A 25103-nucleotide genomic window follows, 5' to 3' on the forward strand; every position below is an offset into this window, starting at 1 on the left:
ACATTTTTTGACCTCCAAAGTGCAAGCTTTTTGCATATTTTAGCTTGTTTTCCTTGGATAATAATTCGACAAAAGTACCCTCAATCCCTTGGTATTACTGGAATTTTTGGCTATTCAGCAAGCCCTAATTAATGGATAGCACAGTTTTGCGTGATAACAGCAATAAACAGCCTATTTGATCTTCCCCGTAAGTTTATCGTAAGCTTTATGACAGCCCACAAATAGGTGTCACTCTTTTGAGCAGTGTCACTTTATCTAACACCTGTTTTTAATCAATAAATCCCCCGGAAGCTATAAAAACAAAGAAAGACCCTTACCCCAAAGGATAAAGGTCTATTAAACACAACTTATATAATATGCATTAGTTTAATTACAATTTACGCAATTTATTGTATAACGTATTGCGAGCTATTCCCAAAGCTTTAGCTGTTTTAGTGACATTCCCCTCGCACTTTTCCAAAGTCTCCAAAATAAGTGCCTTTTCATAAATTTTCAAGTTGTTTTCTTTTAACGGATTAATAGGTTTATAATCAACGACATACGACGGCAAAACCTCCGGCGCCATAATTTTTCCTTCTGTAAAAATGACACCGTTTTCTATGATATTACTTAACTCCCGGACATTTCCCGGCCAATCATACCTGCATAAGGCATTTATGGTAGTACTGTCAATATCTAAGGGGGGTTTTTTAAATTCCTGGCAAAATTTGTTCATAAAATAATGGACCAGCATGGGAATGTCTTCTTTTCTTCTCCTGAGCGGCGGCAGCTGAATGTTTATAACATTCAGCCTGAAGTACAAATCCTCCCTGAACCTGCCCTCTTTTACTTCTTGTCTTAAATCCCGGTTGGTTGCAGCAATGACACGGATGTCAACCGTTTTAGGCTTTGTCCCGCCCATACGGGTCACGGTTTTATCCTGAAGAAACCTGAGCAGGTGGACCTGCATTGCCAGGGGCATCTCACCTATTTCATCAAGAAACAGCGTACCCTTGTCAGCCATTTCTAATTTACCTTTCATACCGCCTTTTCTGGCTCCGGTAAATGCTCCTTCCTCGTAACCAAACAGTTCGCTTTCAATTAATTCTTTCGGAATCGCTCCACAGTTTATAGGAACAAACAGGCCACTGCGCCCGCTATCGGTATGGATTGACTGTGCAATCAGTTCCTTACCTGTACCGCTTTCCCCTTCAATTAACACATTTGAACTAACCTCTGCCGCTTTTTTAGCCCGGTGCACGATGTTGGACCAACTTTGGGCTTTACCAATTATATTATTAAATGTAAAGTAGAGCTTATTCGGTCCTTTATTAACAGAATTAACAGTTTCAAAAAGCAAAAGTGTTTTATCTGAATCATTGAAACCTCTGATAATACTATTCTTAACTGCTTTGCATGGTACGCTGCACAGATCGTTTACCAGTTCAAACTTGGTTCCAGGATGGGGTATAATTGTGCCGGCAGCGTTGTTTTCCTTTAAAATGTCACGGAAGTGAACTCCTAGAATTTCTTCCTCACGAGAGAACCTTAAAAGGTTGATGCAATTTTTATTCACATCAATGATTTTGCCATGCTGATCAAAAACCAAGAGGCATTGTCCGATCTCATCCTTCAGCACGCCAAAAGTACTCAATGCTTCTTTCTGCATGGAGTATTTCCACCTAAGTTGGCGTTCGATCACTTGCGTGCCAAGTTGTAGAAGACCTGAACTGCCAGGTTCGAGGTCACCGAAAGGGTTAGTTATATTGATTGTTCCAATGATTTGCCCATCAGGATTATGCAAAGTAATGGCAGCACATCCGTGTTCGTGTAAAAAGGTTAAATAATGCTCGTATCTTCTAATCTCGACAAGTTTATCTTCAACCAAAGCAATTCCAATTCCATTTGCTCCAATAACTTCCTCACGGCATGTAGCACCTAAAGGGATAGGACAGTCCACGTTGCTTACCGCGTCAAAAACATATCCATCGGCATCAGATAAAGAAACAAAGTTTTCCCCACCCATATAGCAGATGTCCCGCATGATTGGAGCGGCTATTGAAATCAAATCCTGATTATCGGCGCGCTTTTCTTCAAGCAACCCCTTTGACAACACCAAGTCATTGTGAATTGGATCAATACCAGTGTCAATATTGCGGGAGCGCTGCCATGACCTTGCTATAATAGGTTGCACACCCTGCTCGGCAATAACTCCCGTTTTCACAAAATTGCGCCATGCCCAGTGTGACATATCCTTACTGTCTTCGGCATAGTCGGCCATAATTGTTTCACCCACCCTTGCAAATAGAATAATCTAGTTGCATATTCGTAATTATTATCAAACCACATTATCCGGAGTTGTCGTCCTGTTGTTATGTTTGTTAATAAACTACGTAGGGGCAAAATTGCTGCACCTGTCAGTTGAGCAATCATTATTTCACTATGATCTTTATATCACAAATTGAGATGTTTTTCTAGATTGTTTTACATAAGCAGATTTGCGCATAGGCGTCAAATACAACATTTTAAGATTTTTCTTAATTCTCTGATGAAAAATAAGCGTTGTTCTAAAGCGGGCTTCATGGTCAAAGCTCTCCGAGGCAAAAGACAGCATTACCGGAGGCCTGAGCGAAAAATCTCACTTGTCCTCAAGAGACATTTCTACTTCAGTTACTTTTCCCTTGACCAGTTCCTCCGACAGGTACATCTGCCCGCAGACCGGGCACCTTGGCAGCTCGGTATTGAAGTTAAAGCCAAGATAGGTAAAGAAGGCTTTGCGCAGCTTGAGCTGGACATTGCATTTCAGGCAGATCAGCGCCGGCTTCTCTAACGGTGAGCTCATGTGACATGCTCCTCTATGTTCAACCTGTGACTGTAGATGCTTTCCAGCCTGAACCCATCTCCTTCCGGCCTGTAAACAACCCAATAGGTGATCACTTCGTTCTGCAGGTGCCCTATCAGATTTCCAGTAGAGGTATCCTGTATTTTGTTTCCGGTGGACTCGCAATAATGGATTGTCCTCTGGGCATCTTCGGCAACGATCAGGTTTCTGTCCATCTTCTTAAAAACCTCGGGAGATATGAAAACTTTTATCCTGGAATAATCGCTGACTGACGGCTGCATCTCCCTTCCCCCGATCTGCTTAAGAAGCTGTTTTTTGAGCTGAATCCGGTTTTCCCTGCGCTGCGTAAGGGTAGGGGGCTTTCTGGCTGCACGGGCTTTGATATTGTCGTAGAACATCAGATCAAGCATATGAACCGCCGGTTTTTGGGTGTTGGCAAAGGTGTCGCGGCAGTTCGTGCAGTAGGTGATGTAATCATAGGGCGTCCCCTTCACCCTGTTGCTGACGATCTCATCAAGGAGCGGCAGGTTTACCGCATGAATCTGGCCTCCATATCCGCAACACTGAGCGCGCTCTCCGCTGTATGCCAGTTCCTCCAGTTGATAACCGGAATTTTTTAGAATGGCTCTTACGCTGCGGCGCACATCAGGCTCGTGGCGGCTGGCGCAGGAATCAAAAACAGTCACCGTTTGGCCCTCACCGCTCTTTTTGTTCTCCGGCATACCCTTCTCCGCCACAATAGTCCACAGCGATGCAACGGTAATGTCGGGAAGATATTGCGCAAACATCTTCTTACAGGTCGGACAGGCGAGTATCACCCCCGGACTCCCCAGATCCTCCCAGTTTTTCTTTATTTGGACAATAACAGCGGAATGTTCCTCTTCCCTTCCGGCCCACTCGGCAGGGGCGCCGCAACACCCGACCATGATGGATACGCCGCCTTCAAGTCGTTTCAGCAAATAATCATAGGTATCGGTGACATACCTAGGGTCGGAGCCGCCCAACTGACAGCCGGGAAAAAATAAATATCTGCTTTTATCCTTAATCGAAGGATTTAGGGCAAGAAAAGCATCCTCCGAGTTGGAAAAGTCCATATCTCTCATCCAGAAATCGTGAAAAGCCAGAGGAAGGCTTCCTCCCCTGTGCAGTTCTCTTCGACTGGCCAGAAATATCTCTTCAAAATCAAGACTGGTTGGGCATACCTCTTTGCATAGTCCGCAGAGATTGCAGGAGTTGATCTGGCGTGAGGCTACTCTTTTTGTAATTGCTTCAACCTTATTCAAAGTGGCGTTAACATCTTCAATAATTTTTTTGGGCTTCTTTTTATAATAAGCTATCAGTTCACAAGCTTCCGCACAAGCTTTGCACTCGCAGCGCAGGCATCTTTTTGCCTCTTCGACAGCCTCCTCGGGGGTATATCCGGCCGGTCCGGCAGGCTTTACGCCGGCTTTATTTTTCACCCCGGCTATATCCGCACTGAGCCGCGATGGAACCACCTCGTGATTGCCCGCCTCACCGCCCATCCTCCCTGTCTTTAGAAAGGACTCGATTGACTGGGATACCCTAATCCCCTCTCGAATAGGAATGAGGACCGAACTTTCCTCTCTTCCTGCCGTCTTTCCGCTCATAAACACGCCGTTTTGAGCGGTAGCAAGAGATATTGGGTCAAATCCCCCCACAAGCCCGAATGTTTCGCCTCTTCTTCCTGTAGCAATATACAAAGCATCAAACGCAAGAGCATCAAGAGAGCCTACTTTTGTATTTAAATGCATTTTGATATCATCGTTACGGGTAATGCGGCCAAACTCTTCTTCAAGGACCTCCGGGGATATATGGCTGCCCGGTTCCCAAAGGCTTCCCCCCAGCCTGTCCTTTTCTTCGTACAGGTGAACATCATAGCCTTTGCGGACAAGTTTTACGGCGCAGCTTAGGCCGCCCAAACCTCCGCCGACTACGGCAATGCGTTTGTTTTTGAGCGGCATATAAAAAGAGGGAATGTCTTTGGTGGCGGTAAAATCACAGCACGCTTTTTCTAGCATTCTCACCGGGATGGATTCATCAATATTTTTTCTCAGGCAGGCGCTTTTACATGGCTCGTCGCATATTTTGCTGACAATACCCGGAAAAAGCACCTGACTGCTATAGTTTTTATAGGCCCCTGTAAAATCTCCGGCATTGAGCTTTGCCGCCATCCCTTTAACGTCGACTCCAAGCGGGCACTGATTTGTGCAAAATACAGGCTCATCCCGGGTGCAGAGGCTCCCCCAATTTTTAAAATCCTTTAATTCCATCGCTTTATCCTCACACGCTTTACCTGAAATGAACTATTTGCATAACCGTCATCCGGACTGCGGCCTTTTTTTGGCAGCAGTCCGGATGCGACATGACTCATCTATTAGGCGCCACTAGTTTCAGGGTAATAATGTCTTGAAATTAATTTTTGGGTGTAAAAGGATTGGCTTTGATATAGTCAATCTTTTCATGCAGGTCGCCACCCATATAGTACTTCCTGGGCTTGATTTCTTCACCTCTGGCTTTAGCCTCAAGCGCCGCTTTCACTTTTTCGGGCCTGGCAGGCAATTCGTAAATTCTAACACCGCAAGCGTTATTGATTGCATTGATTACCGCAACATGAGGCGACGATTGGAATAGTTCCGCACAACCGGATGAGCCGTGAGGTCCGCTGGGTCTTGGGGTTTCGATATATTCAGTCGTCAGATCGTCCGGCGTCGCATCGATAAACGTAAAGCCGCTGCCGGCAAGGTTGGTATGCTTTTTAAAATCGTCATAGTCTTCGGACAGCGCCATTCCGATACCCTGCATCATTCCGCCAAGCGCTTGACCGTCAACATTTACTACGTTTCCGATGACGCCGACGTCGGCAATGCACTTCATGCCCAGAACCCTGGTTTTACCCGTGGTGATCTCTACCTCCACCTCCGCCAGGAATGCTCCGAAAGTATATTCCGCAGTCGGGCTCCCCTGTCCGGTGTTCGGATCGAGGTCGGATGTCATACCGGTGGTGTCAAATATGCCTGTGTATTTTGTGGAAATCCCTTCGGCAACCATTTCATCGTAGGTACGATAAGTGCCGTCGGGTTTACGCATAGCGTTCATCAGCTGCTCAGCGGCATGGATGGTAGCATTTCCGATCATATAATGGGAACGGCTTCCCGCAGAGGGGCCGTGCATGGGAGCCAAAGCCGTATCATTCATGACGAGCTTAATCTGATCCGGACGCAATCCTAGCGGTCTCAGGGCTTCATAGGTATGAACAACTGCGCCGGCATCCGCGCCTTGTCCCTGATCCTGCCAGCAGCTATAATGCGTCACGGTGCCATCCGGATTTAGCCCAAGAACAATTTCCGTATGGTCGTTTGGCGCGCTGGTTACATTGTATTCGCCGCAGGCGATACCGACGCCGCGTTTCTTTTCAGGCGTAGATTCTCTCTTTGCTCTTTCCAGCGCTTCTCTATAATATGGACGCATCTTATCAAGTATTTTGGTCATCGGGTAGACGGAGAACTTGTTGCCGTTTATGCTCTCGTCGCCTTCACGGTAGACATTGATATAGCGGAACTCCAACGGATCCATTCCGATTTTCTCCGCCATCATATCTACGATCTGTTCCCCGCAGGTGTAGCACTGTGGCGAACCAAAACCTTTATAAGCTGTAGAAACCGCATTGTTGGATATAACAGTTTTGCAAAGGCCAATCGCATTGGGAATTTTATACGGAGCGCCCACGAAACGAAGCCCTTTCTGGGCGATCACGTCTGCAGATTCGGTATAGGCCCCTTCATCATAAGCAATTTCATATTCCAAGGCCGTAATCTTCCCTTTCTCGTCGCATGCCAGCCTCGCGTTTGAGAAAGAAGGAGCGCGTTTTCCTGTAATATGCTGATGTTCTTCATAACTCAAGGTAATCGTAACCGGCTTTCCGGTTGCCAGGGTAGCAACCGATACGATGCCCGGCATATAAGGGGATAGCGAATATCCGAAACTTGCGCCGGTCGGGTTTTCAATAATCCTGATTTTTTCGCCGGGATGACCAATACCGGGAGCCAATGTAAATATATTAATGTGCAGGAAAAGACTCTTGCAATGGATGGTAAGAACCCCGTCAGCATCAACATAAGCCTGGTCGGTATCCGGTTCGAGAACCAGATGCGGCTGGCGTTGGGAGTAGAAGCTGCCTTCAACGACATAAGGGGATTTTTCAATGATCTTCCTGGTATCCTGTCCCTTAATTAAAGGAGCTTCAATATAAATATTGGGGTACTCTTTGTTTACCTGCGGAGCGTCAGCAGCCATTGTTTCCAGAATATTTAAGTATCCAGGCAGCTGCTCCAGTTCAAACTTAACCTTTTTTGCTGCTGCGCGCGCTTCGGCTCTGGTCCTGGCGGCTACTACAGCAATAACATCACCACGGTGATAGATCATATCCTCAGCCAGGATCGGGCGATCAAAACCGTCCGCTTTGGCGAGTATATGGCCACAGGGCCACATAATACGATTATTCCCTTTCACATCTTTATGGGTAATAACCTTCTCAACGCCCGGCATCTTTTCCGCTTCCGAAGTATCTATAGAAAGCAGCCTGGCATGAGAAACCCCCGGAAGGACTACAGCCAGGTGCAGGGCGTCGGGCATTTTCATGCCGATGTCGTCGCCGTAATCGCAGGTTCCGGTTACTTTAGCCAGGGCAGCCGGCCTGGGATATCCCGTACCGTATATTCTCCCGTCTGCCGGCATTTTGTAATTAAGGTCCTCCATGGTCATTTCACCGCGCATCACCTTGGCGGCCGCCATGACCGCATCGACCAGCGGCTTATAGCCGGTGCAACGGCAAGCGTTGTGGTTCTTCCGGAACCATTCGCGAACTTCCTGCCTTGTGGGATTGAGATTGGTATCAAGCAACGCTTTTGCAGAAACAATAAATCCGGGCGAGCAGAACCCGCACTGCACTCCACCATGTATGATCCATGCCAGCTGCAGAGGATGCAGATTTGCCGGGGCGCCTATCCCTTCAATGGTTGTAATCTTGCTGCCGTCTTTAATGTTTTTCATTTTTTTAACGCAGGAGCGAACAACTGCGCCATCCAGTATGACGGAACAGATGCCGCACTGTCCAACGCGGCAGCCCACCTTCGTACCGGTAAGGCCAAGACGTCTTATAACGTCGGCAAGAGTATCTGTCTCGGGATCGCAAACCAACATACGTTCGGAGCCGTTAATATACAGCATCATCTTTTTTGTTGCCATTGTTTTCCACCCTTCATGCTTATCACCATAGATAATTCTGTACTCCTTTCCACACTGGGGGGCATGCCGGTTTCCCCGCACACCTGACGTCCTGGCAGTCTTAGCATAGCATTAGCCCGCCAAGATCGGAGCTATAAAATTAGAATCAGACCCATTGCATCGCCAATGTCAAACGCCAAAATTGTAACCCGCGGCCTGTAAGAAATAGATGGGGAATGTTCCACTATCACCTCCTCGCCCGGCTCTATAAAGAGCAAGTTGCATGCCAGTAAAAGCTTTTTATTAAAAATAAATATCTTCAATCCAGGATAGAGCCTATTTTTTTGCCTAAATTAATTTTTCGAAAATTACATCCTGTTTTTTTACTTATAAAAAGGCTACTTTTTATTTTTGAGTTATCTAACCGAGGTATAAATCTTTTTTACACTGTAAGAAAAATTTATACATCTTCGAATTCGGGAAACTCTTTGTATTAATACTTTTTGCAATTATTACACAATAGAGTATACTTATATAAGGTAGAAGGAGAAACAGAAAATAAATAATAGAATTTCTTACAAGAATAGGTATAAATATAGACGTTGCCAAGGTATAATCTTTTAATTATTACAATATAAGGATGACGCAGAAACTCCTTACATGTATTTTGGGACTAATCCGTGAACTAACCTTCCAGTATATTGACATATTTTACAAGGATGTGAAAGTATGGAAGCTGAAAGTTCTATAAGTCTGCATAATTGTTTTAATGAATTAATGAAAAAGACAGATATGGTTATTGATGATCTAACATTGCCCAAGCTCTACAAAATAGAATATGAATGGGAAAAGTTTATTCATGGCAAACCAATAAATAAAGATATAGTTCCCAAGCTAATTTATAAATCCTGGCAGAGAAGTATGGAATATGGGGTTAATCCTAACCTAAACAACAGAAAAATTTTATCTCCAGAAGAGATAAAAAAACAAATATCAGATAGTAAGGGCATGATCGATAGATTTGGCAATATTGTTTTGGCCTTACAAAGAATGGCCAGAAAAAAAGGTTTGAATATACAACTTTTCGATAACCAAGCCAGGAATGTCCAAGTGCTTGCTTCAAGTTATTTGCATCAAGGGTTAGAACTTCGGGATATGTTTCCCGTTCCAGCCAGCTCATCTGAAATGGATATTGGAACTACTGCAATTAGTATAGCTTTACGCGAAAATAAATCTGTGCAGGTGCTAGGACCTGAACATTTCAATAAATATCTTCATGATACTTATTGTTCGGCAGCTCCCGTCCATAACAGCAGTGGAAAGGTAATCGGCGCTTTAAATATTGCCAGTTACAGTTATAAACAAAACAAAATAGATACTTTAGTCTTGGTAACATTTTTAGCAAGAATACTTGACAATGTATCTTTTACCATGGATACCCTGGATAAATTGGGTATCTATGACTTAGCTATAAGTAAAACCTTTGAGTATTTACCTCAAGGTGCTGTTTATATTAATGATAAAAACTCAATTAACCGTTATAATGATAAAATAATTGATATGTTGAACATTAATGAACAAGATATCGTACCGGAACTTTTAAAATATGTTTCCACGCTGCTACAATATGACAATAATGATTGTGTAGAAAAAAAAGAAATTATTTTAGATATTAAAGGCAAAAGAAAATCATTTTTGATGTCTACTAGAAAAATATTTAATAAAAAGTATGAAGATAAAGTAATATTACTGGAAAATATAGATCAAAATTTACCAGGCAATAGGGCTAGTTATACATTTGATGATATTGTTGGCAGCAATGAAAAATTCAACGAAATGAAAATGATAGCGCAAAAAGTTGCTAAATCCCATGGTTCAGTTTTAATATTTGGGGAGAGTGGAACGGGTAAAGAATTATTTGCTCAGGCTATTCATAATGCTAGTCCAAGAAAGGGTAAACCCTTTGTTGCAATAAATTGTGGAGCTATACCTCACGATTTAGCCGAGAGTGAATTGTTTGGTTATGAACCGGGCGCATTCACAGGAGCTTCAGCAAATGGGAAACCGGGTAAAATAGAAATAGCTTTCGGAGGCACCCTGTTTCTGGATGAAATTGAAAGTATGCCTTTAAATACCCAAATAAAATTATTACGGGCTCTTTCAACAAGTAAAATCTGTAGGGTTGGTGGAATAAAAGATATACCCATCGATATTAGGGTTATCTCAGCAACAAAAAATGATTTGCTAACAGAGGCTGATAAAGGAAATTTTCGTGAGGATTTGTATTATAGAATTGGTACAATCACACTAAATCTACCAGCTTTGCGCGAAAGAAAAGATGATATACCTGAATTAGCAAAATACTTTATTGATCTCTATTCTAAAGAATATGGCTTAAAAAACCTTCAAGTGGATGATGACTTCTTTACAGCATTATCATGCTATTACTGGCGAGGTAATATACGTGAACTAAGAAATGTAATTGAAAGATCAATTATTTTGTTGGATGATGGAAAGAAATTGTCTCTAAACCAGTTGCCGGAAAAAATAGTTAAAGCTTATAGCTATAAAGATTTACAGGACAAATTAAGATCGATTCAAGATAAGAAAAGCAACAACTTAATGAAGCTAGGTGAGGAAATAATCATTGAAATAGTATTAAACGAGGAAAATGGTAATCTCAGCAGAGCTGCCAATCGCTTAGGTATTAGTAGACCAACTTTGTGTAATAAAATTAATAGCAATGAAAAACTCAAAAACACGGTTTTAAAATTTAGATTAGAATAAGAATAGAAAAATATCTAAAGGCATTCTCTCTGGTTAATCATCCAGGTCTCTGTTGCACTATGCAAGGGGGACATACAAATTAACGGATGTTTTCTGCATTAGGTACTTGTTACCAATTTTAAATCTTTTTTCTTTTATAAGTATTATTTGTAACAGTTATGCACTTACTATTCTGACGGAAGAAGGTAAGTGTTTTTTCTTTTAACAAATTGAATAAAAAAAAGCTTATAAATATCACACATAATTTTATAGGAAGATATCAAATTAATTTTATACCCTCGAAATTGCAAAGATTTTTTATACTTGCAATTGTCGATATGAGCTAAAAATCATAATCTTGTATGGTAATAATAGTAAAATCTGATTGTATCATCCTTTATTCATTGACCATATCATCCTTTTTATGGTAATAAACTGACTTTTATTTTATTTTTCCGATAAATTTAATTTCATCTATCATCAATTCTTTCATCAGCTGATTTCAGAAAATCATATTTTTCCTCGGGAGATGTCAGCCAAGGTAGTAAAAATTAATGATGCATTAAAATTAGTAAAGAAGTTTACACATAAGATTGGCAAGACAAAAAGAAACCGTTCATTTTTAAAAAGTCGAGCTTCCCTTTGTTAAAATTTTGAAAACTTGTTATTATATTAGGCTATTGAATATGGAATTACTGTTGGCATGTATCTTGCTTTTATATGCTGGTGGAGGTGACAAGGAAAGGTTATCCAGTAAAAAAATATTGCCAAAAAATAATGAATGGGGGCTATGTTTATGTTAATGCAACAACGTATGTTTAATCTTCCACCGGTTATCCATTTTGGTCCGGGAGTCTCAAAAAACGTTGGGAAAATCGCACTCGAATACGGAGCAAAGAAAGTTTTCTTTATTTACGACAAGGCGCTCGGGGAAATGCCCAAGGGTATCGCTAAAATTCTAAAAGATGATGGCCTTGAGGTTTTAGAATTTAACGAAATTGTCCCGAATCCTCCGGAAGAAATGATGGAAGCGGCAGCTAAAATTGGCCGGGACGCTAATGTTGATCTAGTTCTTGCTGTTGGCGGGGGCAGTACAATTGACACGGCAAAAGGGGTCAAGGTTTTATTGACAAACCCGGCGCCACTCTATCAGTACTTCGGCATGGGTACCGTCAAGAACCCCACGCCGCCATTAATTGCTATTCCGACTACATCGGGGACCGGCAGCGAAGTAACAAGCATGACCATTATCACTTCACCAAAGAATTCAAGAAAATATGCAGTTGGCGGGCGACATGTTCCTTGCGAAGCTGCTATTGCTGATCCGGAGCTGCTCATACCTTTGCCCGCTCCCGTGACTGCTTCAACTGGTATGGATGCCTTAACACATGCTATTGAGGCCTATACCTGTAAATTAGCCACTCCTATTTCAGATATTTTTGCTATAAAGGCAATCGAGCTGATTTCTAACAGCCTTGTGAAAGCAACTTATGACGGTGAAAACCTCGAAGCAAGATCCGATATGTTAATGGGAAGTCTAATGGCTGGTGTAGCGTTTGATAACGCAATGGTGGCATTAACACACTCAATTGCCCATCCTTTAAGCGCCCGTTGCGGGTTGGGTCATGGTGCGGCCAACGCTGCTGTTCTGCCTTATGTCATGGAGTACAATGCCCCGGTGTGTCCTGAAAGAACTATTGATGTCGGTGTTGCTATGGGACTTAATTTACAAAGTTTGTCCAGAGAGGAAGCCTGTAAAAAGGTTGTAGATGCAATTTTCGATCTAAATAAGACACTCAAGATCCCCACTTTGAAGGAAGCAGGGGTGCAGAAATCAGTATTCAAGGATATTGTTAACGATGCTATGACCTATGAACCCCCAACACAATTTAATCCAAGAAAAGTAACTGCAGCAGATGTTCTCGCAATACTTGAAAAAGCTTATTAAGCCTGGGACTCCCAGGACGGTATTTTAGCGGTAATCCGGGTGGACTGCACAAGAATTTTCTTATTCAAGTTAATAGCAGCAATGAGTACCGTGTGGTGCAGGTTGTGGACATTCTGATAGCTAGATTGGTATGCTCTCATCCTGCACCTCTACTCGGTTGTACCCTTTTATACTGCGATAGGCAAACTGGATAGCGTTGTTCTTTTTTAGTGGAGCACCAAAGTTCAATGTTTTAAGAAGGAAGTGCGGTTGTGAAGGTGTTGATAGTACAATTGTTTGAATATTCAAATTCTTTATCCTTGCAACCAATGCCTCGATCAACAAAATTTACCTTTTAATTATTTCGATTAGGAGTGTAATGCTATGTCAAAATTTTTACGGGTAAAGACAGATACAAAATCAATTTTAACCGAAGATGTTAATGAAGAATATGCAATGTATGGCGGTCGTGGCTTAATCGCTAAAATATTAAATGATGAGGTCAATCCAAAATGCAATGCATTAGGGCCCGAAAATGAATTTATTGTATGTGGCGGCCTGTTAAATGGAACAACGTTTCCCTGCAGCGGCAGGTTGTCGGTGGGCGGGAAAAGCCCGTTAACCGGCGGAATCAAAGAAGCTAACTCCGGGGGTACAGCCGGCCTGATGCTGGCTAGATTGGGCATTAAGGCGATTATTATAGAGAATCAACCTCTAAACAATGAGTGGTTCATTTTGAAGATCGATAAAGATAAGGCAGAGCTTTTACCGGCGGATCAATATGTCGGGATGAACACCTACGCTTTGAGCGCACAATTGCGCAATGATTTCGGTGAGAAAATTGGGATGATTTTGATCGGTACGGCGGGCGAAAGAGGGTACCGGATGGCTTCTGTACAGGTTACCGATATGGAAGGCCGTCCCTGCCGGTCAGCAGCACGTGGGGGCCTTGGAGCAGTTATGGGCTCAAAGGGAATCAAAGCTATAGTGCTCGATGCAGGGGGCCCTGCTCAGGTAGAATACGCCGATAAGAAAAAATTTGCAGCCGCTACCCGGACTTATGCTAAAGCCGTTAAAGCGGATCCTGTAGGAGGACAACTGTTTCCTGCAATAGGCACGGCAGGGCTGGTGAATATGCTTAACGGCCTGGGTGCGATGCCGACGCTTAATTTCAGCGACGGAAGGTGGGATAAGGCGGAAAATATCTGCGGGGAAAAACTGGCAGAGATCCAAAAAAGCCGAGGGGGAAAAAATGGCCACAAATGCATGCCCGGCTGCATAATCTCATGCTCAAACTTGATTAACGATGAAAACGGCGACTACGTGACAGGCAGCCTTGAATACGAAACAATCGCCCTGAACGGCCCCAATTTAGGAATTGATTCCCTGGATGCAATTGCTGTGATTGACAGGCTTTGTGACGACTTGGGCGTAGATACCATAGAAACAGGTGGTATGCTTGGTGTTTGTATGGAGGCTGGGAAAATACAGTTTGGTGACAGTAAGGGAGCCATTAAATTAATGCAAGAAATGATGGATGATACGGAATTTGGAAAAATCCTCGGCAATGGTGCGGAATACGCCGGCAATTACCTTGGGGTTAAACGGATTCCGGTAGCCAAAAGTCAAACAATGGCGGGTTATGATCCAAGAGGGCTAAAGGGAATAGGCGTTACCTATGCCACCTCGCCCATGGGCGCTGATCACACAGCAGGCAACCCGATCGGAAATCCCACGGTTGATCCATACAAAAAAGAGGGGCAGGTTGAAGTATCTGCCTTTTTGCAACCGTTTATGGCTACCTGTGACAGCCTGGGTCTGTGTATGCATATATATATGGCTTCACAAGATCCTGCGAATTTAGCCTTACTTCTTGAATTAATGGGCGGAAGATTTGGTGGCGAATGGGATGCCGATAAGCTATATAAGATTGGTGAACAAACGTTGGCGCTGGAGAAAGCATTTAATAAAGGCGCCGGCTTCACGGCTAAGGATGACAAATTACCGGATTTCATGTATAAAGAAGTTTTACCGTCAACTGGTTGTAAATTTGATATTACCCAGGAAGAGATGGCAAAGGCTGTATGATTTTATCATCGACTCATTTGCCCGGTATGCTACGGCTTACCTTCAGTAGCTGAAAAACTTCGCTCGGGATTCGCCATTTACATTGCATCGTATTACTCCCAATGCAATGTAAATGGCTGGCAACCCATAATAGCTTCGACTAGAACAACAGGCAGGCGTTTGCTCCGGACACTCATGGCTTCACAAATGCTGGACTGGTATTTATGGCTGGTACTCCAAGTAAGGTTGCAAAATAGAAAGGAGCAGGATCATGGAAAACGAAAAAGGTAAAATCAAATTAGCCATATTAAGTTTTTCCATTTTGTTGATGGGCATCATCGGGATTGCCGGCGGACTTAGTGTTATTGGTAAGCATTTTAGCAATTTGCCTCAGACATCTATCCAGTTGCTCATATCACTCCCCTGTATTCTAATTATTGTTTTTAGCTTTTTAGTTGGCAAGGTTCAAGAATATGTGTCGAAAAAGAAACTTGTTGTTTTTGGTATCCTTTGCTTCATCATAGGCGGTACTGTTCCAGCATTCATATCATCATTTTCAGTAATACTGGTACTTAGAGCAATCCTCGGAGTCGGCATCGGAATTATGCAGCCATTATCCTCTGCTCTTGTAGTTGAATACTTCGAGGGCGATGAATGTTCAAAGGTTATGGGGCAGCAAGTTGCGGCCCAAATGCTGGGATGCGCTGTAATGGTCCTTTTGGGTGGCTATCTTGCTGTAGTAGGTTGGCAAGCTATCTTTTATTTGCACCTTCTCGCTGTAATCTCATTCATTATCGTGCTGGTATGTTTACCGGATACTAAGCCAATCCGAAATACAGCAGCGGAGGGTGCGCCAGCCGGGAAGGTTAAGCTTACCGGCGCCGCATACGGCTGGGTAATCACTATGTTCTTATTTTTTATATCCGGTCAAATATTTTCCGTGTTTATTTCCTTCTTTGTAGCAAGTCAAGGGCTGGGAACTCCCGCACAGGCCGGCCAGACGCTCATGTTTTTTGCTTTAGGCGGATTTTTAATGGGTCTGGTTTTCGGAAAGTTAACGACATCAGCGAAGAATCTCACACTTTCAATTGGTCTTATCCTGCTCGGCATATCTTACCTGATGATGGCTTATGCGCCAAACATTGCTGTGGTATATGCCGGAAGCCTGGTGTGTGGCCTTGCCTTCTCCATCGTTATGCCCTGCATTATAGTTGGGGCATCGCAATCTGTTGATGCATTTTCCGCGCCAATGGCTATTTCAGTTGTTCTATGCAGCCAGAACCTTGCACAGTTCGTGAGTCCTTATATCGCAACTCCTATTGCAATAGCGATGGGTGGGGACGTCAACAGATCAGCTTATATATTTGCTGCGGCATTGGGCCTTGCCATGGGCGTTGCGGCAGTATTCTGGGGTATCGCCAAAGATAGAAAGCAGCAGCATTTAGCTGCTTAGCCTGCATTTAAAACTACTGTAGGGATTATTGCAGCGTTGACGCATTGAGCATACCAACCCATAAAAGCCTTCGAAGGAAGCACAACAAGTGCTTCCTTCGAACAATGTACTACCTCTGAACAATCCATGACAGTTTGAAATTGATATTAAGGCCATAATTTATGGTTCCCGGGAGGTAAGTCATATGTCCCAGAATAATTTCATTACTGTAACCCTTAGATCACACGTGGCTCCATCAGCTAATATTAAGGATTTCGAACTTGGAAAACCATTTCAAATCAGGGTGGAATATAATACAACTTTAGAAGATTTTTTACAACAATTATTTTTTGAAAATAGAAATGCTATTGGGTTTATTGCAATTAATGGGAAACTTGCTAAAGAAAACAGTACTTTATCAGATGGAGATATTGTATATGCATATAGTTTAATTGGGGGAGGTTAAGTAACATCAAACAAGAACAATCCTAAATTTAATATGGTTATGGCATTTCCATTTTCAATGAGCATTGTTGGGTTACATTCTATTGTCCTTTTTTTGGTTTAGTCATGAAATGCGGGGGGCCGCCTATTATACAGGCCCCGGCTTTTTCCGGGGCCTTCGGCATTTCATCTTTGAATGATTAAATCATTATCTGTTCTCCTATTTGTCAAGAAAAAGCTTTTTAAGACTTTCAGCCGGCGATATTGCGCAATAAATTAGCCATCTCTATCGCGGTTACCGCAGCGTCCCAGCCCTTGTTGCCGGCCTTGGTGCCGGCGCGCTCGATGGCCTGTTCAATGGTGTCTGCTGTAATCACCCCGAAAATGGTAGGGATCCCGCTGTCCAGACCGACCTTGGCCACTCCCTTGGTCACCTCGCTGGAGACGTAGTCAAAATGTGGGGTTGCCCCGCGAATTACCGCGCCCAGGCAGATCACCGCGTCATATCTCTTGCTTGAAGCCATTTTACTTGCTACTAATGGTATTTCAAAAGCTCCGGGCACCCAGGCCACCTCTGTATCCTCGTCAGCCACGCCGTGCCGTTTGAGAGCGTCAAGCGCACCGCTCAAAAGCTTGTTGGTGATAAATTCGTTAAAGCGGCCGGCAATCAGCCCAAACTTCAAACCCTGGCCTAAAAGGTGTCCCTCGTATACTTTTGGCATCAATAATCCCCCTCGTATCATATCATATAATTAGCGGCAGGTTTTAACGTATTTCGCTGATGTGTAAAAGGTGCCCCATTTTCTTTTGCTTGGTGCTGAGGTAAAAACTGTTGGACCTGCCCGGTTTAATTTCAATCGGTACCCGCTCTACAACTTCCAGGCCATGACCTTCCAGCCCGGCGATCTTGCGCGGGTTGTTGGTTATCAGCCTGATTTTTTTCAGTCCCAGATCGGCCAGGATTTGGGCGCCCAAACCGTAGTCCCTGAGGTCTGCCGGGAAGCCCAGGGCCAGGTTCGCTTCTACCGTATCCTTGCCTTTGTCCTGCAGGTTGTAGGCCCTGATTTTGTTAAGCAGTCCAATGCCCCGGCCTTCCTGCCTCATGTAAAGAAGTACGCCTGTGCCCTCCCCGGCGATCATCTCCATAGCGTGCCTCAGCTGGTCACCACAGTCACAACGGAGCGAGCCGAAAACGTCACCGGTCAAACATTCAGAGTGAACCCGTACTAACGGCGCTTCAACATTTTGAAGATTGCCAATGACCAGGGCAAGATGCCCCTTTTCGTCCAAAAGGCTCTCGTAGGCGACTGCTGTAAATTCCCCGTATTTGGTCGGCAGCTTGGCCGTATCTACCTTGCGGATGAGTCGCTCGTTACGGCGCCTGTATTCAATTAAGTCAGCGACGGTGATGATTTTCAAGTCGTGCATGAGAGCGAACTCTACCAGTTCCGGTGTCCTGGCCATGGTACCGTCTTCATTCATGATCTCGCAGATTACCCCGGCAGGATAAAGGCCGGCCATTTTGGCCAGGTCCACGATTGTCTCGGTATGTCCGGCCCGCCTTAGAACCCCTCCGTCTTTGGCGCGTAAAGGAAAAATATGGCCGGGCCGTCGCAGGTCGGTGGGCTTGGTGTCGGGGTCAAGCACGGCCCTGACCGTCATGGCCCTTTCATGGGCCGAAATACCGGTGGTAGTGTCCTTGGCGTCAATGGAGACGGTAAAAGCTGTTTCGTGGTTGTCGGTGTTGCGGGTGACCATGGCCGGCACTTCCAGTTCATCCAGGCGCTTGCCGTCAATGGGCAGGCAGACCAGGCCGCGGGCATTTGTCACCATGAAATTTATTGCCTCCGGTGTCACCTTTTCGGCGGCCATCATCAGGTCGCCTTCGTTCTCCCTGTCCTCATCGTCAACGGCGATAATCATTTTGCCCTGTCTGATATCTTCGATTGCCTCTGGTATGCTGCTGAATTTCATAACGTGCGCCTCCTTCGTTTATAAAAAGCCATGTTCGGTAAGAAAACCCATAGTAAGCCTGGACTCCCTCCCGGCTTCCTCTTTGGGGGAGACCAGTTTTTCAACGTATTTTCCAATGATATCGGCTTCCAGATTGACCGTGTCACCCACCCGTTTAAGGCCCAGTACGGTAGCATGAGCGGTGTGAGGGATCAGGGACACCCGAAAATGTTCAGTTTCCAAATCAACCACGGTAAGGCTGGTCCCGTCAATGGCCACCGAGCCCTTTTTGATCATGTAGGGCATAATCTCTTTGGGCGCCCTGACCGTTACCAGAGTGGCGATGTCGTGTCTTTCCTGCCTGGTTATGGTCCCCACCCCGTCGATATGGCCGCTGACCAGGTGGCCGCCAAGCCTGTCCCCCAGGCGCAAAGCCCGTTCCAGGTTGACCTTGTATCCGCTGTGCAAGAGGCCGAGGTTGGTTTTGTCCAGGGTCTCCGCCATGACGTCGGCGGTAAACCGGCCGGTTTCAAAACGAACAGCCGTCAGGCATACTCCGTTAACAGCGATGCTGTCGCCGACCTGACTGCCCTGCAAAACTTTTTCTGCCTCTATGACCAGCTGGGCAGAATCAGAACCGCGTCTGATGCTGCGCAGGACCCCGATTTCCTCAATGATCCCGGTAAACAAATCTATCCACCTCGATATTTAAAATACCCCTCCAGGCAAAAATCCTTACCCAGCCGCCTCATCTTAACCCGTTCCAATTCCGGAGCCTCTGCCGGGTCGTCAACGCCCAACCCGCCAACCGGGCCGGGCGCCTCGCTCCCGCCGATAATTTTCGGGGCGATGAACCAGGCCGCTTTGTCGAGAATCCCGGCCTCGAGGGCGGAGCCGTGCACACCGGCTCCTCCTTCGATCAGGACCGAGGTAATCTCCCTTGCGCCCAAGAGCTTCATTAACGCAGGCAGATCAACACGGGGTCCCTCACTAACCACCAGCACTTCCGCCCCTGCTCCCCGTAATGCCGCAATACGCTCAAAAGGAGCTTCTTTGGTCACGGCAATAATTGTGGGGGCCTCTGAACTCTGGTTTAAAACCTTCGCCCCCGGAGGAGTACGGCCCCTGCTGTCAAGCACAACCCGCACTGGGTCACGGCCTCTACCACCCGGCAAGCGGGTCGTCAGAGCAGGGTCGTCGGCCAAAATCGTGCCGATGCCGACCAGGATAGCGTCGTACCTGTCTCTCAGCAGATGGCCGTAAGCCCTCGCTTCGGGGCCGGTAATCCACCTGGACTTGCCTGAACGGGTGGCAATCTTGCCGTCAAGGCTGACAGCAGCCTTGGCCACTACAAAAGGCAGCCGTGTGGCTATGTATTTGAGAAAGACCTCATTTAACCGGCGGGCCTCTTCTTCCATTACTCCAAGTGTCACGCTGATCCCGGCTTCTTCAAGCCTTTTCAAACCTTTCCCGGCTACAAGAGGGTTGGGATCGGCCATGGCGACAACCGCCCTGGCAATACCGGCCTGGATTACCGCCTCGGAACAGGGACCGGTGCGTCCGTAATGACAGCAGGGTTCCAGGGTCACATAGATGGTAGCTCCCCTGGCCTCTGACCCGGCCTCTCTTAGAGCATGGATTTCCGCGTGAGGCGTACCGGCCTTCTGGTGGAAACCGCGTCCCACAATATTGCCGTCTTTAACGACCACAGCTCCCACCATGGGATTGGGACTGGTCCGGCCCCGCGCCCTGGCCGCTAACTTGAGGGCTAATTTCATATAGCTTTTGTCCATATTAATATAGAGCCTCACTGTTATGATAAAGGGTCATAAAAAAGCCCTGAGCTCGTCGCCTCAGGGCTTTTTGGACAATAAAGGAAAACAGACCCGGAAAAAGTCTTTTCTCGCGGCCGGCTTCCACCTTCTCCCATCCAGACTTTACTGTCGGCCCCGGCATCTCACCGGATCAGCCCCATGCAAGGGCTCGCGGGCTCGGCTTGGCAGCCATACCGCCGGTAGGGAATTACACCCGTCCCTGAAGGTCCACCGTATTTACTTATAGTGTTATTATATGAGACATTCTGTCGAATGTCAACAGTAAGCAATTCGATCAGGCCTATAGTCTGATTGTATCATATTTTGTGTTTTGCCGAAAGGATGCTGGAGATATATTCCAAAAGCTCTGTGGTAAGATGCTCAATTTTAGCGTTTAATTGGTTGCGCTCCAAGACCATCCTGGCGAGACGCTCCTGCATTTCCTTGACCACCTTATATTGGCCGGATTCAGCCAGGTAATCCCGCGCCGCTTCTACAGAATTGACATGCACACCTGCCCCCGGCAGTACCCTCACTACGTCCGCCTCCTGCAGCAGGGTCAGAGCCCGGCGCACGGTTTCCGGTGAGACATTATAAAGGCCGGACAGAGTGGATCGTCCTGAGATTTTCTGACCCTCTTTGTAGTCACCCTTAAGCACTCTCTCCGCAATATCCATGGCTATGGTGATATAGCGGGCGGTATGCAGGGGTGATGTTGTGTTCCCGTTTTCCATTACTCACCTTTCCTTTTACTTTAAAAATCCGTATTAAATTATACAGCCAATTCAGGCAAAAAAATAGCTATATTTTTACTTTGGTGTTAAAAAGCTGCCAGCCGGATAAAGAATAAATTCCAGCAGCTTGAACCAAACCATTGCGCCCGTTGTCTAACAGATAAAACCATTTAAAGTGAGGTTCTTTTCATGAAAAAACTGTTACCTGTCGGAGTCCTGGTCCTGGCCCTCACTGCGGCAATCATATTAAACCAGCAGCGGGGCGCAAGCGCGGCGCCGGACCATAACGCCAGCTTTGTGGTTAATCAGGCGACATTCATAGCAGACGGGCAGGCCAGAGCAATGGACGTAGTTCCCTTTGTTGAGGGCAACCACACTTACGTCCCGGCGCGCTACCTGGCCTACGCCCTGGGTATCCCGGAGAACGGTGTCATTTGGGACGCTCTTAACCAATCGGCAACCCTCACTTCCACAGATGGGAAAACAATCATCATTACCGTTGGACGGGCGGCCCTGACCGTGGACGGCAGTGAACAGGCTATAGATGCGCCTCCCCTCCTCAAGGAAGGGCGGATGTTTCTGCCAGTCAGATGGTTGGCGCAAGCCCTGGGGTATGAGGTGGGTTGGGATGAGGCCACCTCGACCGTTCTGGTGGGTCCGCCCGGCAGTATAGCGCATAAACCGGCTAATGAAGCCGCGCCTCTACCCTCCGTAGGCTCCTACGAAAACTTAAAAGACCTGCTGGCAAATGCACAGTCACGCAGCGGAGGCTTTTACAACGAAGTTCTTATTGATCAGGCCCTCACGTTAAGGGCGCCGCAGTCTGCCAACCAAAAAGCTGAATCTTCGGCAACCGGGGCCGCCGCCCCGCAGTCTGACGCCGGTTATTCTAAAACCAATATTCAGGTTGAGGGTGTGGACGAAGCGGATATCGTCAAAACCGACGGAGTCTACATCTACCAGGTTAACCGGGAGCGGGTAGTGGTCACCAGGGCGCAGCCCGCCGCAGATATGGCAGTGGTCAGTACCCTCGATTTTACCGGCAAGGACTTTTCACCTCTGGAGATGTATGTGGATGAAAAATACCTGGTGGTGATCGGGACCACCCACAGCCAGGTGTACGAGCCCATGTATAAGGATGAAAGCCAGAAAAAAATCGGGATTATGCCCCCTTACTACCGGAATACGGTCAAGGCTATCATTTACAACATCGAGGATAAGTCCGGTATTAAACAACTGCGCGAACTGGAGCTGAACGGCAGCTACATATCCTCGCGCAAGATCGGGTCATCCTTTTACCTGGTCGCCAACCAGCACCTCTATTATTCCCCGGGGAGTGAAATTGAAAACCCCGGGCCTTTATACCGCGACACAGCGGTAAAGGACAGCTTCATCGAAATCGACTATCCCAACATAAAATGCTTTCCTGATTTCATCCAGCCAGGTTACCTGCTCGTGGCCGGGATCAATTTGGACCAACCGGATCAGGAAGCCAGTGTCTCCAGTTACCTGGGTTCCGGCGATAATATCTACGCCTCCACCGCAAACCTCTACGTCGCGGTGACCGGATACCGGCAATTTAAAGAAGCAGACCAGGAACTGCTGCCGGCGCCCTATAGCAGCAATGTCACCAGAATTTACAGGTTTACTCTCAGTGAAGGCCGGGTGAGCTACGCGGCTAAAGGAGAGGCGCCGGGCCATATCCTGAACCAGTTTTCCATGGACGAGCACCTCGGCAATTTCAGGATCGCCACTACCCAGGGTGATATTTGGCGGACCGACCAATATACCTCCCGTAACAATGTCTTCATCATGGATGAAAACCTTAACATTACCGGCAGGCTGGAAAACATCGCGCCCGGTGAAAAGATTTATTCCGCAAGGTTTATCGGTGATCGCGGGTACCTGGTAACTTTCAAAACCGTAGACCCGTTCTTTGTGCTGGATTTAAAAGATCCGGGCAACCCCGCCATCCTCGGCGCCCTGAAGATACCGGGCTATAGTGACTACCTCCACCCGTACGACGAAAACCACGTCATCGGATTCGGCAAGGATACGGTCGAGCTAAGCGGCGGCAACGCTTTCAGCGCAGACGAGAGCATGGCGTTCTACACAGGCATGAAAATGGCGCTTTTTGATGTGACCGATGTCAATAACCCGGTTGAGATGTTCAGGGAAACAATCGGAGACAGGGGCACGGACTCCGAGCTCCTGCACAACCATAAAGCGCTGTTGTTTGACAAAGGCAAAAACCTGCTGGCTTTCCCGGTCAGGGTGATGGTTGTGGACGATAGCCAGGCGGCGCCTGACGGCGCAATACCCCAGTACGGGACCTTCGCCTTCCAGGGGGCGTATGTTTACAACCTGGATTTGACCCACGGCTTTTCCATGAAAGGGAAGATTACCCACCTTTCTGCGGAAGACTACCTTAAATCAGGCAATTACTGGTATGACAGCGACAAGAACGTTGCACGCATCCTCTATATCAATGACGACCTTTACACGTTATCCAACAGTTATATCGCGGCGAACCGGCTGGATGACCTTCAGGAGATAAAACGGCTTGAGATTAAATAACAGCATAGCTTTCGTTTATAGAGAACAAGCGCCGGGGTTAATCACCCCCGGCGCTTGCAACTTAAAATTTGCCGCCTGACAAATAACTCTGGGCGCCCATGCGTATCATTTTTGACAGCCTCTTGGTTTCCTGGCAGACCACCCAGAACAGACAGTTTTCCTCGGATGCGGTAAAATGGTCACCGGTCTGCTCAAAGTTTACGGCGTAGCAACCCCCGCTGCATTTCCTTGTACACTGCTTACAGTGCCTCGGCTGCCTGGTGATTGGATTGCGAAAAGGTTCCAGCATATTAACATCAACACCGGTATTGACATTGCCGGCTATATATTTACCTTCCGCACTGGTCAATCCCAGCAGTTTTGAACAGGGACTTACATCCCCATTGGGCGCCACGGCCAATGAGGTACTGCCGGCACGGCAGCCCCACCCTGTGTACTCATTCTCATCCTTTTCAAATTCCTCTATAAATATGGGGATTCCCCTGTGTTTTAACTCATGGTAGTCCCTAAGTATATCTACGAGGTTAAGCCCGTACTGCCTGATCTGCTCTTTACTCCAGCACATTGCGCCCTGAGCCGGAGCAATAATAAACTGGTTGACACCCAAACCCACCAACTGCTTGAAGTCGTCTCTCATATCGCTTATGGCCTCGGTGCTGACAGTCATCCTCACACCCAGCCAGGGCTGGTACATTTTTATGAGCGGTATCATTTCAGCGATTTTATGCCATGTACCCTTGCCGCTCTTCGTCCTGCGGTAGCGGTCGTGGGTTTTTTCCCCACCGTCCATGCTTAAAAGCATGTTGATTTTATTTATGGCAAAATATTTTAGGATTTCTTCGTTGATCAGCGTCCCGTTGGTGGTAACGGACCAGGTGACAGTAAGGCTGCGCTTTCCCGCAGCCGCCTGGGCATAGGGTACAATTTGTTTAATTAAATCAAACTCCAGGAGGGGCTCGCCGCCGATTAATGTTATGTTTACCGCCGGAAATGCCGCCCGCTCCAGCAGGAGGTCAATTGCATTTTTAGCTGTAGTCAGGGTCATTCTTTCCAGGGGGTCTTTTTCATGAATAAAGCAATAGGCGCAGGTTAAGTTGCAATTAAAGGTCAAATTCAACTCAATAGCAGCCAGGCCAAGTTTTCTCTTGGCCAGTTCTTTCTCCACAATATTGACGAGTTTTCCGGCATCCTCCGGTCCTATGAAAAATTTTGCCTGCAAAACCCCGGTTAAATCCAGGGGAGAGTAAACCGGATTTGTTCCGGTGTACTCTCCGATAAAGTCAACGATATGGTTTAACCAACCGCCCCGGCTGTTTTTACTCAT

Annotated in this window: 17 protein-coding genes and 2 riboswitches; of the genes, 6 read left to right on the forward strand and 11 right to left on the reverse strand. The window is 46.3% G+C overall.

The genetic code is table 11. The features are described from left to right. Window positions 1-370 precede the first annotated feature (370 nt). The 4 genes from Psfp_RS00005 to Psfp_RS00020 form a co-directional block, all read right to left on the reverse strand. Window positions 371-2260, reverse strand: coding sequence for a sigma-54-dependent Fis family transcriptional regulator (locus tag Psfp_RS00005; RefSeq protein WP_192895200.1), 1890 nt, complete (start codon window positions 2258-2260; stop codon window positions 371-373). A gap of 357 nt (window positions 2261-2617) precedes the next feature. Beyond that, the gene (locus Psfp_RS00010; protein ID WP_134216500.1) at window positions 2618-2821 is read right to left on the reverse strand and encodes a DVU_1557 family redox protein; all 204 of its coding nucleotides are present in this window, start codon (window positions 2819-2821) and stop codon (window positions 2618-2620) included. Further along, complete coding sequence (locus Psfp_RS00015; protein ID WP_134216501.1) at window positions 2818-5112, reverse strand: pyridine nucleotide-disulfide oxidoreductase/dicluster-binding protein; 2295 nt, start codon at window positions 5110-5112, stop codon at window positions 2818-2820. Before Psfp_RS00015 ends, Psfp_RS00010 begins: the two co-directional genes overlap by 4 nt. 142 nt (window positions 5113-5254) lie before the next feature. Beyond that, complete coding sequence (locus Psfp_RS00020) at window positions 5255-8086, reverse strand: molybdopterin-dependent aldehyde oxidoreductase (protein ID WP_134216502.1); 2832 nt, start codon at window positions 8084-8086, stop codon at window positions 5255-5257. Window positions 8087-8112: 26 nt separating this feature from the next. Beyond that, a riboswitch (molybdenum cofactor riboswitch) is annotated at window positions 8113-8229 on the reverse strand. Between the two features lie 565 nt (window positions 8230-8794). Here Psfp_RS00020 and Psfp_RS00025 point away from each other — a divergent pair. Then, window positions 8795-10852: a sigma 54-interacting transcriptional regulator gene (locus Psfp_RS00025; protein ID WP_134216503.1), complete on the forward strand. Its 2058-nt coding sequence runs from the start codon at window positions 8795-8797 to the stop codon at window positions 10850-10852. Window positions 10853-11627: 775 nt separating this feature from the next. Then, window positions 11628-12779 (forward strand): iron-containing alcohol dehydrogenase, encoded by a 1152-nt coding sequence (locus tag Psfp_RS00030; RefSeq protein WP_192895201.1) that lies wholly within the window; start codon window positions 11628-11630, stop codon window positions 12777-12779. Here Psfp_RS00030 and Psfp_RS21385 read toward each other — a convergent pair. Next, complete coding sequence (locus Psfp_RS21385; protein ID WP_192895202.1) at window positions 12776-12919, reverse strand: hypothetical protein; 144 nt, start codon at window positions 12917-12919, stop codon at window positions 12776-12778. The two genes, Psfp_RS00030 and Psfp_RS21385, sit on opposite strands and share 4 nt — an antisense overlap. A 223-nt stretch (window positions 12920-13142) precedes the next feature. Between Psfp_RS21385 and Psfp_RS00035 the strand changes: the two genes are divergently transcribed. The 3 genes from Psfp_RS00035 (at window position 13143) to Psfp_RS00045 (ending at window position 16723) form a co-directional block, all read left to right on the forward strand. Then, on the forward strand, window positions 13143-14846 hold the full coding sequence (locus tag Psfp_RS00035; RefSeq protein ID WP_134216505.1) for an aldehyde ferredoxin oxidoreductase C-terminal domain-containing protein: 1704 nt from the start codon (window positions 13143-13145) through the stop codon (window positions 14844-14846). Window positions 14847-15096: 250 nt separating this feature from the next. Beyond that, window positions 15097-16278 carry an MFS transporter gene (locus Psfp_RS00040; RefSeq protein WP_134216506.1) on the forward strand — a complete coding sequence of 394 codons (1182 nt, stop codon included), beginning with the start codon at window positions 15097-15099 and terminating at the stop codon, window positions 16276-16278. A 184-nt stretch (window positions 16279-16462) separates the two neighbouring features. Further along, window positions 16463-16723 (forward strand): hypothetical protein, encoded by a 261-nt coding sequence (locus Psfp_RS00045; protein WP_134216507.1) that lies wholly within the window; start codon window positions 16463-16465, stop codon window positions 16721-16723. Between the two features lie 229 nt (window positions 16724-16952). On the opposite strand, the gene ribE is transcribed toward Psfp_RS00045, so the two are convergent. The 5 genes from ribE to Psfp_RS00070 form a co-directional block, all read right to left on the reverse strand. Beyond that, window positions 16953-17423, reverse strand: coding sequence for a 6,7-dimethyl-8-ribityllumazine synthase (gene ribE / locus Psfp_RS00050; protein WP_134216508.1), 471 nt, complete (start codon window positions 17421-17423; stop codon window positions 16953-16955). A gap of 43 nt (window positions 17424-17466) precedes the next feature. Further along, window positions 17467-18675 (reverse strand): bifunctional 3,4-dihydroxy-2-butanone-4-phosphate synthase/GTP cyclohydrolase II, encoded by a 1209-nt coding sequence (locus tag Psfp_RS00055; RefSeq protein WP_134216509.1) that lies wholly within the window; start codon window positions 18673-18675, stop codon window positions 17467-17469. An 18-nt stretch (window positions 18676-18693) separates the two neighbouring features. After that, window positions 18694-19344 carry a riboflavin synthase gene (locus tag Psfp_RS00060; RefSeq protein WP_134216510.1) on the reverse strand — a complete coding sequence of 217 codons (651 nt, stop codon included), beginning with the start codon at window positions 19342-19344 and terminating at the stop codon, window positions 18694-18696. A 2-nt stretch (window positions 19345-19346) separates the two neighbouring features. Next, window positions 19347-20447: a bifunctional diaminohydroxyphosphoribosylaminopyrimidine deaminase/5-amino-6-(5-phosphoribosylamino)uracil reductase RibD gene (gene ribD, locus Psfp_RS00065; protein ID WP_192895203.1), complete on the reverse strand. Its 1101-nt coding sequence runs from the start codon at window positions 20445-20447 to the stop codon at window positions 19347-19349. A 121-nt stretch (window positions 20448-20568) separates the two neighbouring features. Beyond that, window positions 20569-20700: riboswitch (FMN riboswitch) on the reverse strand. A gap of 85 nt (window positions 20701-20785) precedes the next feature. After that, window positions 20786-21202, reverse strand: coding sequence for a GntR family transcriptional regulator (locus tag Psfp_RS00070; protein ID WP_134216511.1), 417 nt, complete (start codon window positions 21200-21202; stop codon window positions 20786-20788). A gap of 189 nt (window positions 21203-21391) precedes the next feature. On the opposite strand from Psfp_RS00070, the gene Psfp_RS00075 reads away from it, so the two are divergent. Beyond that, window positions 21392-23779, forward strand: coding sequence for a beta-propeller domain-containing protein (locus Psfp_RS00075; protein WP_134216512.1), 2388 nt, complete (start codon window positions 21392-21394; stop codon window positions 23777-23779). Between the two features lie 61 nt (window positions 23780-23840). On the opposite strand, the gene Psfp_RS00080 is transcribed toward Psfp_RS00075, so the two are convergent. Further along, window positions 23841-25103: a radical SAM protein gene (locus Psfp_RS00080; protein ID WP_134216513.1), complete on the reverse strand. Its 1263-nt coding sequence runs from the start codon at window positions 25101-25103 to the stop codon at window positions 23841-23843.

Origin of the sequence: Pelotomaculum sp. FP (assembly GCF_004369245.1) — a bacterium.
GTDB classification, from domain to species: domain Bacteria; phylum Bacillota; class Desulfotomaculia; order Desulfotomaculales; family Pelotomaculaceae; genus Pelotomaculum_C; species Pelotomaculum_C schinkii.